Source organism: Methylobacillus pratensis, assembly GCF_054072455.1.
Genome location: NZ_JBSUSR010000001.1, coordinates 204,688 through 217,251 on the forward strand (window position 1 = coordinate 204,688; position 12,564 = coordinate 217,251).

General features: G+C 58.6%; 10 protein-coding genes and 1 riboswitch. Of the genes, 3 read left to right on the forward strand and 7 right to left on the reverse strand.

All coding sequences use genetic code 11. The features are described 5' to 3' along the window. Positions 1 to 36: 36 nt before the first annotated feature. The 6 genes from ACW4YW_RS00965 to glgC all read right to left on the reverse strand — a co-directional run bounded on the left by ACW4YW_RS00965 (position 37) and on the right by glgC (position 7,733). Positions 37 to 1,017 (reverse strand): FecR domain-containing protein, encoded by a 981-nt coding sequence (locus ACW4YW_RS00965; RefSeq protein ID WP_457135836.1) that lies wholly within the window; start codon positions 1,015 to 1,017, stop codon positions 37 to 39. Between the two features lie 3 nt (positions 1,018 to 1,020). Continuing rightward, complete coding sequence (locus ACW4YW_RS00970; RefSeq protein ID WP_457135837.1) at positions 1,021 to 1,533, reverse strand: sigma-70 family RNA polymerase sigma factor; 513 nt, start codon at positions 1,531 to 1,533, stop codon at positions 1,021 to 1,023. 77 nt (positions 1,534 to 1,610) lie between these two features. Further along, the gene (locus ACW4YW_RS00975) at positions 1,611 to 2,531 is read right to left on the reverse strand and encodes an ROK family protein (protein ID WP_457135838.1); all 921 of its coding nucleotides are present in this window, start codon (positions 2,529 to 2,531) and stop codon (positions 1,611 to 1,613) included. A 47-nt stretch (positions 2,532 to 2,578) separates the two neighbouring features. Beyond that, positions 2,579 to 4,606 carry an alpha-amylase/4-alpha-glucanotransferase domain-containing protein gene (locus ACW4YW_RS00980; protein WP_457135839.1) on the reverse strand — a complete coding sequence of 676 codons (2,028 nt, stop codon included), beginning with the start codon at positions 4,604 to 4,606 and terminating at the stop codon, positions 2,579 to 2,581. 33 nt (positions 4,607 to 4,639) lie between these two features. Further along, positions 4,640 to 6,388: a glycoside hydrolase gene (locus tag ACW4YW_RS00985; protein ID WP_457135840.1), complete on the reverse strand. Its 1,749-nt coding sequence runs from the start codon at positions 6,386 to 6,388 to the stop codon at positions 4,640 to 4,642. A gap of 61 nt (positions 6,389 to 6,449) precedes the next feature. After that, complete coding sequence (gene glgC / locus ACW4YW_RS00990) at positions 6,450 to 7,733, reverse strand: glucose-1-phosphate adenylyltransferase (RefSeq protein ID WP_457135841.1); 1,284 nt, start codon at positions 7,731 to 7,733, stop codon at positions 6,450 to 6,452. Positions 7,734 to 7,928: 195 nt separating this feature from the next. On the opposite strand from glgC, the gene glgB reads away from it, so the two are divergent. Then, a complete protein-coding gene (gene glgB / locus ACW4YW_RS00995; RefSeq protein WP_457136484.1) occupies positions 7,929 to 10,106 on the forward strand; it encodes a 1,4-alpha-glucan branching protein GlgB in 2,178 nt (725 codons plus the stop codon). 288 nt (positions 10,107 to 10,394) lie between these two features. Further along, the gene (locus ACW4YW_RS01000) at positions 10,395 to 10,673 is read left to right on the forward strand and encodes a hypothetical protein (RefSeq protein WP_457135842.1); all 279 of its coding nucleotides are present in this window, start codon (positions 10,395 to 10,397) and stop codon (positions 10,671 to 10,673) included. A 14-nt stretch (positions 10,674 to 10,687) separates the two neighbouring features. Here the strand turns inward: ACW4YW_RS01000 and ACW4YW_RS01005 are convergent, their stop codons facing one another. Then, positions 10,688 to 11,302, reverse strand: coding sequence for a LysE family translocator (locus tag ACW4YW_RS01005; RefSeq protein ID WP_457135843.1), 615 nt, complete (start codon positions 11,300 to 11,302; stop codon positions 10,688 to 10,690). Positions 11,303 to 11,435: 133 nt separating this feature from the next. Here ACW4YW_RS01005 and ACW4YW_RS01010 point away from each other — a divergent pair, with 133 nt between their 5' ends. After that, positions 11,436 to 12,221: a lipopolysaccharide kinase InaA family protein gene (locus ACW4YW_RS01010; protein ID WP_457135844.1), complete on the forward strand. Its 786-nt coding sequence runs from the start codon at positions 11,436 to 11,438 to the stop codon at positions 12,219 to 12,221. 184 nt (positions 12,222 to 12,405) lie between these two features. After that, a riboswitch (yybP-ykoY riboswitch) is annotated at positions 12,406 to 12,512 on the forward strand. Positions 12,513 to 12,564: the final 52 nt, after the last annotated feature.

Here is a 12,564-nt window from a genome sequence, read left to right on the forward strand (position 1 = left end):
CAGGAATCAAAAACTACAATCTTCGACGAAAATTTTTCAGCTTGAAGGCGGTACTGCGGGTCCGACATATGTCCAATAGAACCATGAGCGCCTGACGGCAAGCCCCAGCGTGTCTGAAACGGCTTCCAGCGCCTTGTCGATGTCATTCAGCGGGAATACGCCGGAAATACGCACTTCAGCAACCTCGGGAGCGCACTTGATCGCGCCGTGACGGTACCGCTCCAGCTCTTTCAGCAATGCGCCCAACGGCATATTGCGCGCAACGACCACGCCATTGATCCAGGCGATGCTGTCCGCATTGACCGCTTGCGCAACGCCCAAGTATTGGCGCGTAAAGAATAAAGCCTGGCCTGCCGGCACGGTCGCCTTCCCGCCTGCGGCCGCAACCTCGACCGCCCCTTCGAATACGCTGACCATGATGCCGTCTTCCTGCTCCCGCAGCAGGAAACGCGTACCGAGGGCGCGCACGCGGCCATGCCCGGTATCGACGATGAAGGGACGATCGGACGAGCCATGCGCATGCCCGGTAGTGAACAGAATTTCACCGCGATAGAAGCGTAGCAAACGCAGATTGGCGTCATAATCGACGTCCAGCGCGCTGGCGGTATTCAGGCGGATGTCGCTGCCGTCGCTCAGTGCCAATTGCCTGGTTTCTCCCACGCCGGTAGCGTAATCCGCCAGCAGCGGGCGCCAAGGCAGCTTCTGGTAGCCGAGGCCGAACAAGCCGGCCGTCCCGCCTACCAGCACGACAAGCTTGAGCGCCTGGCGGCGCTGCATCATGGCCTTGATGCGCTGCTGGGTTCCGCCTTCGTCATGTAGCGTGACATGCGCGACCTTGGGCGGGATCTGCTGCACCTGCTGGTTGACCGCGCCCAGCCGGTCCCAGGCCGTCTGATGCTGCGCATCTGCCTGGCGCCAGCGCATGCAGGCATCGTAATCCTCGGCGCTGGCCTGGCCGGATTGCAGCAGCACCATCCAGCGGATGGCTTCTTCGACGACATGCGGGGTGGGATTCATGGCCTAGGCGGGATAAGCCGCGGCATAGCAGGCAGCGTAGGCCCGCAACATGTATTGCTGCACGGAACTGACGGATACCTCGAGCCGCTCGGCGATTTCTGCATAACTCAAGCCATCTATCCTGGAAAGCAGGAAAGCCTTGCGCACATTGCCTGGCAATTCAGCCAGCATGCGATCCACGGCCAGCACCGCCTCCAATGCCAACGCCTGCGCCTCGGGCGACGGCGCCGATGCTTCCGGCAAGCAGGCCAATGCATCATGGAACGCCTGCTCGAGCGCAGACCTGCGGTAGTGGTCCACCACCAGGCCCTTGGCGATCAGGGTCAGCAATGCCTTGGCCTCATCGACGTAGAGCTTTTCACGCGCAGTCAATACGCGCGTGAAGGTATCCTGAGCAAGGTCAGCCGCATTGTGCGGGCAGCCGAGATGCCGGTATAGCCATTTCACCAGCCAAGGATGGTGTTCGGCATACAGCTGGCCGATCACGGCCAGGCTCAATGCCTCTGGGTTTTTCATGTGCGGGATCGGGTTAAAAAATGCGAATTATTATTATTCTAAGATAGTTCTGCCCGGCAAGATAGGGCGACGGAATATCAGCCCTGCACGAGGTGCGCGGCACCGACAATCCCTGCCTGGTCGCTGCTGCCGGAGACCTTGATGTCGATCTTGCCCTTGAGCACCGGGATCGAGTCCTGGTCGAGCTGGGCGTACAACGCAGGGGCAAAATACGGCCAAGCCTGGCTCATGCCGCCCCCGATCAGTACCAGCTGCGGGTCCAGGATCTTGGCGATATGGGCGATCGCCCTTCCCAGGTGCAGCCCTGCCACGGCGTAAGCCTCCAGGGCGGCGGCATCGCCCTGGGCCGCCCTCTCAGCAACGTCGCGGGCAGAAAGCGCCTCTCCCGTCGCCAGCGCATAGCTGGCAATGACCCCTGGCGCGGCGGCATATTGCTCCAGGCAGCCGTGGTTGCCGCAACCGCATTGCCGCCCGCCGGGCTCCGTGATCATGTGCCCGACTTCCATGGCGATGCCATGGTCGCCTGGATAAGGCCTGGCGGCATGGATCAAGCCGCCGCCCACCCCGGTGCCGAGGCCGATATAGACCATGCTGCGGGGTGCGGCATCGAGCAACATGAACTCGCCCAACGCAGCCACCAGCGCATCGTTTTCCATTTTCACCGGGAGCCCCACTAGCCGGGATAACTCGCCGGCGATATCCACGTTGCGCAAGCCGGGTAGGTTAGGCGACTGCATGACGTAGCCCGTCTGCGGATCGATGAAGCCGGGAAAACCCATGCCGACCGCGCCAATGCCGGGATACAGCCTGATGGCCTGTTGCAATGCGGAAAGGCTGATCCGGAGGATTTCCTGCAAGGCAATCGCCGGCGCATGCTGCTTGCAAATGGATGAGAAGTCCGCAGGAACCCTTTGTTCATGAATGACTTTCCTGGCTTGCACCACCCCTACCCTGAGGTTGGTGCCGCCGATGTCCACACCCAAGCTCAATTTAGCCATGGCAGCTTGATCTCAATCCAATAATTAAGATTAATAAAAACCAATAACTAATTGTTTTTAATTATTTCAATACTCAAATCAATGCCGGAAACAACTTGGTCCAATTGCCACTCCAGCACGATTGTCACCGCCTGCATGATCTTTTCAAACCCGGCTTCCGACTGGGAGACGGAAAAATGCGGATAGCTGAAATAGCTGGCCGGAGCGCTGCTGTGCAGGCGCACGGTGCCGCCGAGCACGTCATCGTCCAGGAACAATTCCTGCCAGTCGTCTAAACTGAGCGGCTGTCCGAAGCCGCCCAGGATATGCCCCTGGCGGAAACGTCCTGCGGGTCCGTCGCAACTTGGCATGGCCAGGTTGATTTCGACCCGCAGCCTGCCCGACACCCCAGCCGCATCCAAGGCCTGGTACGCTACGCGCAACGTATTGCGCTCGAGCTTGTACTGCTTGCGCAGGAAGGCCGCATTGCCGCCTGGCAACCAGCCGGAAAACCCGGCCTTGGCAGCACTGTCCTGCCGGTACTGAAGTGGGATGTTGGCACCGCTGTCCAGCCAGCTGTCGTGGAACAAGGCCTTGCGATAGGCATCGGTCTCGAGGTCGCCAGGCAGGATTTCATGCTTGGCGCCCATTTGCTCGTGCGGGTTGGCAATCCCCTCGCCTTGCTGGTGCTGCTCGGGGGCTGAATGGATCTTGCGGTGGTAGTGTTCCGCCTGCCGGGTCAGCGTATCGCCGAAATTATGATTGAGCGCATAGCTGTCCAGCTCGACGATCGCCGCCGTTTCATCCAGTTTGACCACCGCTTGCAGCGTGCCATTCTGGACGAAAAGCTCGTCACGGCCGTCGAGGTCGATATCCAGCACCTGCGCCGCCTGGCGCTTCTCGACCTGGTCCAGCAAGGCCTCCAGCCTGATCAGCGCATGGTAGACCGCGCGCCGCAAGTGCGGCAGATACAAGCCGCCGAACAGGCCGTGCCAATAGGCATCGTTCGCCTGTGCCTCATACAGGACCTTCAGCATCTCGGCGGTCTGCAAGGCAGGCTCCAGGCTGTGGTAGCGCCGTGAGAGGCCCAGCATGCGCTTGTGCATCCAGTTGGACTCGGGATAGCGCATGAGGAAATTGCGCCAGATGCCGCCGCGCACGAACGGCTTGGTGATATCGTAGCGCTGGTGCTCCCGCTCCTGCGCCACCAAGTCGGCGTAATGGTGCGCGGCCGGCACGGGCAAAGTCCACTCGTTCATTTCGATGTAGGAGGTGGTCGGCAGGTAGACAACGCCCTTCGTCCGCGCCTGCTTGTGGTAGTCGGCGTAGCGCATGGGCTTGATCACTTCTGAATTGAGCACGCCCTCGACAAACTGGCGCAGCCATCCGCGCTCGTATACCCATTGATAGGTTTCCGGCCAGATACCGAATTTCTCGATATCGTCGAAATACACCGCGGCAGGCTGCCCTTCTTGTTCCTCCTGGCCGGCCAGGCTTTCAATGTAGCGCACCACCTCGTCTGCGGGAGAAAACGGCACGCGGTAGCGCAACGCTTCGGAAATGGGGAACAGGTCGACATGGCGGCTATCCTCCTCCGTCGTGTAAAACCCGTTCAATACGCCGGCTTCCTTGCCCGTGCACATGAAATGGTAGTCATCCACGGTGACGTACTTGATGTCGGCATCCGCAAGCGCCGGCACGACGCCGGACTCCCAAACCCGTTCCGTCAGCCATGCGCCTTGCGGCGCCTCGCCCAGCTCGCGCTGGAGGAAATGCGACAAGGTGTTGATCTGTCCGATCCGGTCCTGCACCGGGATGGAAGCCAGCACGGGCTCGGTAAAGCCGGCGCCGAACAATTCCGCTTGCCCGCGCTCCACCATCTCGCGCAACAACGCCATGTCCTCGGGAAATTGCTTGAGCATGTATTCCAGCAGCCACCCGCTGAGATGGATGGAGAAATGGAATGCCGGATATTCGTGCATCACCCTGAGGAACGGCCCATAGCACCTCGCATGGGCGTCTTCCAGCACGCTCTCGAAATTGCCTACCGGCTGGTGGGCATGCACGCCAAGCAACAACGCAACAGTTCTAGCCAATTCCTGCTCCCGTTCTATGGGTTAAATTGAGTGTTAAATCGACGATTCCACGGCCTGGCCGCGGCGCATGGTGCCGGCATTGGCTGCCGTGGCGTCTTCCGAGCCGCTGCTGATGGCCTGACCCACGCTCTCCGGCACCTCCAGCTTGAGCAAGCTGTAGAGGTTGGCAAGGTTGCGGCGGAACAATTGGTCGAAGCTGCTCACGCTCAATGCCGAGTTGTAGTCTCCGAACCACCAGAACCAGTCCGACCCCTCGCAGATCGCCAGCTGCCGGCTTGCGGCTTCTATCTCGGCATTGTTCAAGCTGCCTTCCTGCATCACGGTATCGAATGCTTCCTTGGCTTCGCATAGCAGGTCCCAGCCCCGGTTCTTGTCGGTGCTGCCTATCCAGGTGCTGAAGCTGCCGTAGACCCAGCTGCCCGCGGCGACTGCCGGCAATTCGCCCATGGGCAGGCCGGAACCGGACTTGAGGGATTGCGCGGCCAGCTCGCTCGGCGTGACCATGATGATGTTCTCGTGGCGGCTCAATGCCGCATACAACTGGCTCAGGAAGTAATAACCATTGTAGGGATAGTATTCCCAGGCGTTTTCACCATCGAGAATGATGCTGACCACGGGCGACTGGTCGCTATTGTTCTGGGCATGGATGTACTCAAGGCTGCCGATGAAATCCGCCACGGCGTTATCCGCATGCTGGTTGGCATATTCGAAGCCGATCTTGTCCGACAAATGGTCGTCGCGGAAAAAGCAGATGATGTGGTCCTTGCCGTTGCTGACGCGGTAAGGCTTGTAGAGGTACTCATGGCGCGGCGGCAGCTCGCCGGCGTCGAATGACTTGTATAGGCTATTGGCCAGCACCCCTTCGCCCGTCGCCGCCCACTGCACGCCGTGCTCGGCCAGCAAGGTCAGGGCCTCGTGTGACACTGCGCCTTCCGCGGGCCACATGCCGACAGGCGGTTTGCCGAACCGGCGCCGGTGCGAAGTCTGCGCCTCCTCGATATGGATCTGGGCACGCTGCTTGCCGTTCGGGTATTGCTGGCTGTGCGGCAATGGCGCATACGGCATGGCGTCGCGCGTGGAGCGGAAATCCAGCAGCAACGGCAGGATGGGATGGTAATGCGGGGTGGTGGAGATCTCCACTTGCCCTGTCGATTCAAGCGCGCGATAGCGCGGGACCAGGTCGCGGATCAGGTCGGAGATCACATTGAACAGGGTTTGCCTGTCCTCCAGGGTGAACTGGCTGCCCTTGTTCATGAGCGCCTGCACTTCCGGGTGGTTGCGCCTCACGCTCTCCCCGGTCCAGGCCAGGTGATACCAGACGATCAGGTCGGCCATGTATTGGCCCGACAGGTAGTTGAACATGCTCTTGCCATGCGGCTCGAGCTTGACGTACATATTATAGAGGCACTGGTAATGCTCGAACGGCGCGAGCATTTTTTCGTGGTGGCCCTTGAAGCAGCTGTGCAGGATCAGGCAGCGCTCATCCTGCGTCAGCGATTTCATGTCCTGCTTGGCCAGCAGCGCCAGCAACGGGTCGCGGATATCGCCGCTGTCGAACTGTTCGACATAATCCTCCAGCTGGTCCAGCAGCACCGGCACGAAATTGAAGCTAACCCGCGCATCCGGATTGTTTTCCAGGTGGTAAGCCATGTCGGTGTAATCCTTGATGGCGTGCAGGTAAGTCCAGGGCAGCACGTATTCGCCGCTGAGAATGTCGCGGTAGTCCGGCTGGTGCATGTGCCAATACAAATTGAGGTACAGCTTCGGAAGCGATGCAGTCATATCTACCTTTACTTGAAATAAAGCATGGATAATGCTGCCCGATCTGCGCCGGGTTCAAATGTCAGCGTATATAGTGCAGGTTCTGCCCCAGCATGTCGGGCGTCACCAGCACCACGCCTTGCTCGGTAACATGGAAGCGCTTGCGGTCCAGTTCCAGGTTGACCCCAATCTCCATGCCGTCCGGGATGCGCGCACCGTTATCAACCACGACGCGCCGCAATGTCACATGCCGGCCTATATCGACCTTGGGCAGGATCACGGATTGCTCGATGGTGCTGTAGCTATTGACCCTGACATCGGAAAACAGCACAGAGTTTCTGACGCTGGCGCCGCTGACGATGCAACCGCCCGAAATCAGCGAGTCCGTCGCCTGCCCGCGCCGCTCTTCATTGTCGAACACGAACTTCGCCGGCGGCAATTGCTCCTGGTAGGTCCAGATCGGCCATTGCCTGTCATACAGGTTCAGTTCGGGGACGACCTTGGTCAGCTCCATGTTCGCTTCCCAATAAGCATCTACCGTACCAACATCGCGCCAGTAATAGTTGCCGTCGGCCGCGCCCACGCAACTGTCGGTGAAGCGGTGGGCATACACGCGGTACTTCTTGATCAGGTAGGGGATGATGTCATGCCCGAAATCGTGCGAGGACTTCGGGTCGTCCGCATCGCGGATCAACTGCTCGTAAAGAAAGGCCGCGTTGAATACGTATATCCCCATGCTCGCCAGCGCATGGCTGGGGTCGTCCGGCAGGCTGGTCGGGTTGGCGGGCTTTTCCTCGAAATCCACCACCCTGTCGTTCTCGTCCACGCCCATGACGCCGAAGGCGCTGGCCTCCTTGAGCGGGACGTTGATGCAGGCAACGGTCATGTCCGCCTTGTTGCGCACATGCGCTGCCAGCATCTGGCCGTAATCCATCTTGTAGACATGGTCGCCGGCGAGAATCAGGACGAATTCGGCGCTGGTCTGTCGCAGAATATCCAGATTCTGGAACACGGCGTCGGCCGTTCCCTTGTACCACTCCTCCTGTATGCGTTGCTGCGCCGGCAGCAGCTCGACGAACTCGTTGAACTCGCCGCGCAGGAAGCCCCAGCCGCGCTGGATGTGCTGGATCAGCGTATGCGCCTTGTACTGGGTGACGACCCCGATGCGGCGTACGCCAGAATTGATGCAGTTGGATAACGGGAAATCAATGATGCGGAACTTGCCGCCGAACGGTACTGCCGGCTTGGCTGTCCAGTTGGTCAAGTCCCTGAGGCGGCTGCCTTTGCCTCCGGCGAGGATGAGGGCTACCGTATTCTTGGTCAAGGTGCTGACAAAACGAGAAGAACTCAATTCATGCTGCTGCATTTTTGCCCCTCCTGATTTATAGTTTGGTCATATATCTTGTAACAACAGAGTGCGAACCGGGCCTATTCGCAATAGTCTTACTCTGTAGAACCATTATAGGCACGAAGTTTCCTACTAAGCTATAGGCAATTGACTGGAAAAGCGCTTCCCACCTAGTTATTCGGGAAATTATTATCTACAGGACACCGGGAACTTATTTTGACAAAGCCGAAGCACGACCCTCAGCTCACCCATATCCTCAATGCCCGCCATCATGATCCTTTCGCGTATCTTGGCCTGCACCAGGACGGCAAGCAGTACGTCCTTCGCGTATTCCTGCCGTTCGCAGAGCATGTCTGGCTGCAGACCGCATCGGGCTGGGAGCCGCTGCAGCGCAACCATGAGGCCGGCCTGTTCGAATGGAAAGGCGGCACGCCGCCGCCCGTGCCTTGCCGCATCAGGCTGGAAGAGCAAGGCAATAGCTGGGAAACCCATGACGCCTATACCTTCTGGACCGCGCTGTCGCCCGACGAGCTGTACCTGTTCGGCGAAGGCAGGCTGAAACAGGCCTATCGCACCTTCGGCGCCCATCTTTGCGAGCAGCAAGGAGTGCACGGGGTGCGTTTCGTGGTGTGGGCGCCCAACGCGGAACGCGTCAGCGTCGTCGGCAGCTTCAACCATTGGGACGGCCGCATACATCAGATGCGCGTGCATGGCAGCAGCGGCGTATGGGAAATCTTCATCCCGGGGCTGACCAGCAGCGATCTTTACAAGTTCGAGATCCGCAACCGCCACAGCGGCCAGGTGTTCGCCAAGACCGACCCCTACGGCTTCAGTTTCGAACAACGGCCCGGCACCGCGGCCAAGGTCACGGCAAACGGCCATTACGCCTGGCAGGATACCCAATGGCTGGACAAGCGCGCCCGCGCCGACTGGCTGCATGCGCCTTTCAACTGTTACGAAGTCCACCTTGGCTCATGGCGCCGCAATGCCAAAGGCGAATTTCTGACCTATCGCGAGCTCGCGCACGAACTCGTGCCCTACGTGCAGGAAATGGGCTATACCCATGTCGAGCTGCTGCCCATTTCCGAGCACCCCCTCAATGAATCATGGGGCTACCAGACCACAGGATATTTTGCCGTCACCAACCGCTTCGGCAGCCCGGACGACCTGCGCTACTTCATCGACCATTGCCACCAGGCCGGCATCGGCGTCCTCCTGGACTGGGTTCCAGGCCACTTTCCCAAGGACGATTGGGCATTGGCGCGCTTCGACGGTTCGGCGTTGTTCGAGCACGAGGACCCGCGGCTGGGCGAGCACCAGGACTGGGGCACCTACATCTTCAACTACGGCCGCAACGAGGTGCGCAACTTCCTTCTGGCCAGCGCGCATTACTGGCTCGCGGAATTCCATATCGACGGGCTGCGGGTGGACGCCGTGGCCTCAATGCTCTACCTCGACTATTCCCGTAAAGAAGGCGAATGGCTGCCAAACCGGCATGGCGGACGCGAGAACCTCGAGGCCATCGATTTTCTCAAGCAGCTCAACATCATGGTGCACGAGGATTTCCCCGGCGCATTGACAGTCGCGGAGGAATCGACCTCCTGGCCCATGATTTCGCGCCCTGTCTACCTTGGCGGACTCGGCTTCTCCATGAAATGGAACATGGGATGGATGAACGACACGCTTTCCTACATCGAGCACGACCCTATCCACCGGCGCTTCCACCACGACAAACTGACTTTCGGCCAGCTCTATGCCTATAGCGAAAACTTCGTCCTGCCTTTCTCGCATGACGAAGTCGTGCATGGCAAGCACTCCCTGCTCGACAAAATGCCCGGCGACGCCTGGCAGAAATTCGCCAACCTGCGCCTGCTCTTCACCTACCAGATGACGATCTCGGGCAAGAAGCTCAACTTCATGGGCAACGAACTGGCACAAGGCCGCGAATGGAACGTCAACAGCAGCCTCGATTGGCAGCTGCTTGACCTGCACTGGCACCAGGGCGTGCAGCGCCTGCACCGGGACTTATCCCACCTGTACCGCCAGGTGCCCGCGCTGCATGACCTCGATTTCGACCCTCACGGGTTCGAATGGATAGATTGCAATGATAGCGACCAATCCATCATCAACTACCTGCGCCGGGCGCGGGACGGTAGTTTTGTGCTAGTGCTGCTCAACTTCACCCCGATCCTGCGCAGCGGCTACCGTGTCGGCGTACCCCAGGCCGGCCATTACAGCGAAATCTTCAATAGCGATGCCGAATATTACGGCGGGGGCAACCAGGGCAACGGCAACGGGTTGCAAACCGAGGCACAGCCCTGGATGGGTCACGAACAGTCCCTCGTCGTGACCATCCCGCCGCTGGGAGGCGTGATCATCCAGCCAGGCTAGTGCTACATTTGATGGCAAAGCGATCCTTGGCTGGTGCGCTGCGCAATCAGCAAACTCTACATCAAGGTAAAGGAACAGCGTGGGAGTTCTACTTGCGCGCTTAATGCCGAGCTGAAATATCTCTCCAGAGTGCGCCCGTAAACGTCTTCGAGGTGATATATTCACGCATTGCCGTTTGTTTACCTCCCCCCCCAGATGAGTGAATACAGTGCCCTGGCCAGGCGATATGTTTATTCAAGCTTCTTCGTGTTGCTTGTCGGCTATGCTTTTCCCTTGACTGCCTTATTCATGACGGATATTGCCGATGACCCGTACGTGTTTTTCATCGGGCTTGGATTCATGATCCTGTGCACCGCGGTTTCCATGGGCATGAATTTCATCACCGACCGCTACATCTTCGACATCAAGTCATTGAAGAAGGAAGACAAAACCCAATTTCGTCGGCGCTTCCTCAAGCGCTACCATCACCTGTTGCGCTTGCACCAGGCAACCGATTTCCTGAGCATCATGAACCTGCTGCTCAGCCCCGTCCTCTTCTATTACGTATCGCATCTCCATGGCCTCTAGAGCCGTTCACGATCCTAGCTGGCCAGGATAGGATAAATCGACGCCAGTAAAAGCAATGCGGTAGCCCAGTTGAATAACCGCATCCTGCCCGGCTCGGAAAGGATGCGGCGCAGCCCCACGCCGAACCCTGCCCATGCGCCAACACAAGGCAGGCTCACCAGCATGAACACCGCGCTCAACACCGCCACGTCCGCCATGCCGAACGGCTGAGGCAAGTATGCCGTCAATGCGGCTACCGCCATGACCCATGCCTTGGGGTTGACCCACTGGAAAGCGGCGGCCTGCAGAAAACTGAAAGGCTTGCCCAGCGTGCTCGTCGTGCCGTTCATCCCAGCCGCTGGAGCCGTCGCAATCTTGAGCGCAAGCCAGCCGAGATAAGCGGCACCCACGTACTTCATCAGCGCATGCAAGAACGGATAGCGCTCGAACAGGCTTTGCGCGCCCAAGCCGATAAGCAAGACCATGACACCGAAGCCGATGCTGATTCCCAGCAAGTGCGGCAGCGAACGCCTGAAGCCGTAGTTCAAGCCCGACGACATGATCATCAGGTTATTCGGTCCTGGCGTAATCGAAGATACCGCCGCAAACACGATCAAGCCCACCATCAATTCCAACGAAAAATTAAACATGTTCAATACCTGCGCCATACATCACTGTTGTATTTATGTCAGTATGGTTGCATTTTTCACAAAAAACTTCACCTTTCGGCCACACCATTAGCACTGCTTTACTACATTTATAAGTAGCATGGATGAAATATCCATGACATCACCGATAAAGCTACTTATGCCATATCGCAAGCGTGCCGCTACTCCCGAACTGGATTTCGAATCTCTCTGGAACTATGCTGGAGAATGGTTCGAGGCGCCCAACCAACACCGCCAGGGATGGAGCGGCGTCAGCCGCATCCCGTTCAGCAATGCGGATGGAAACGCGCCGTTTTACGCCTTCCTCAAGCGTCAGCATAACTTCATGCGCAGGACATGGCGCCACCCGTGGCATGGCGTATCCACCTTTTACTGCGAATACCAGAACCTGCTCCAGCTTTCCCGGCGAGGCGTTCCGGTGCCGGCACCGCTGTTTTTCTCCGAGAAAAAGGAGGGAAACGACGTCGATGCCGTGCTGCTCACCGCCGAACTGGTCGGCTTTTCTCCATTGGACCGGTTCGCTGCCGGGATTTTCAATGCAAACGTCAGCATCGTAAAGCAGCGCAAACTCGTGGCATCGGTCGCGCATACGGTAGCAAAGCTGCATTCTGCACGCTTCCAGCACCGTGCCCTCTACCCCAAGCATATTTTCGTCAAGGAAACTCTGGACGGCGATTTCGAAAGCGTGCTGATCGATCTGGAGAAAGCGCGCATCAAACTGTTGCCGCCGTTACGCACCTTGCAGGATCTCGCCACCCTCAACCGCGACCTCATGCACCTGAGCCGCACCACCCGCCTGTATTTTCTCAAGCAATATTACGGCGCCGGCAAGCTCAATGCGCCGATGAAATGGATCGCCAGGCAGATCCAGGCCCGTTCCGAGCGCAAGAAGAAAAGCTAAAGCTGTTGAATTCAAGCGCCATCCACGCCAGCCCCAGATTGGTCTGGGCAACGCGTATCTAAGTTATCACTCAATGTTATCACTCAATCCTGGCCGGCATCTCACAGGTTAAGTTCATGCGCCGCATATAAACCTGAGCAAAAGCCCGTAAGACTTCATCAGCATGGACGATTTATAGTAAAATACGCCTATCTTTAGGGAGTAGCCTGCTTCTTTCCGAAGCGCCCGCATCAACATAATCGGCTTCTGTCGTGGTGCGGGTAGCCATTCTGGTTGGCGAGACTAATGGATGCCAGTACGTTCCGGTTGGGCGGTCTGGCGACCATTTGATCACGCCCAACCC

Excerpts from the sequence above, each read along its gene's own strand:
- ACW4YW_RS00985 (WP_457135840.1), bottom strand. The coding sequence starts at position 6,388 with ATGACTGCATCGCTTCCGAAGCTGTACCTCAATTTGTATTGGCACATG.
- ACW4YW_RS00975 (WP_457135838.1), bottom strand. The coding sequence starts at position 2,531 with ATGGCTAAATTGAGCTTGGGTGTGGACATCGGCGGCACCAACCTCAGG.
- ACW4YW_RS00965 (WP_457135836.1), bottom strand. The coding sequence starts at position 1,017 with ATGAATCCCACCCCGCATGTCGTCGAAGAAGCCATCCGCTGGATGGTG.
- ACW4YW_RS01010 (WP_457135844.1), top strand. The coding sequence starts at position 11,436 with ATGACATCACCGATAAAGCTACTTATGCCATATCGCAAGCGTGCCGCT.
- ACW4YW_RS01000 (WP_457135842.1), top strand. The coding sequence starts at position 10,395 with ATGACGGATATTGCCGATGACCCGTACGTGTTTTTCATCGGGCTTGGA.
- ACW4YW_RS01005 (WP_457135843.1), bottom strand. The coding sequence starts at position 11,302 with ATGTTTAATTTTTCGTTGGAATTGATGGTGGGCTTGATCGTGTTTGCG.
- ACW4YW_RS00970 (WP_457135837.1), bottom strand. The coding sequence starts at position 1,533 with ATGAAAAACCCAGAGGCATTGAGCCTGGCCGTGATCGGCCAGCTGTAT.
- glgC (WP_457135841.1), bottom strand. The coding sequence starts at position 7,733 with ATGCAGCAGCATGAATTGAGTTCTTCTCGTTTTGTCAGCACCTTGACC.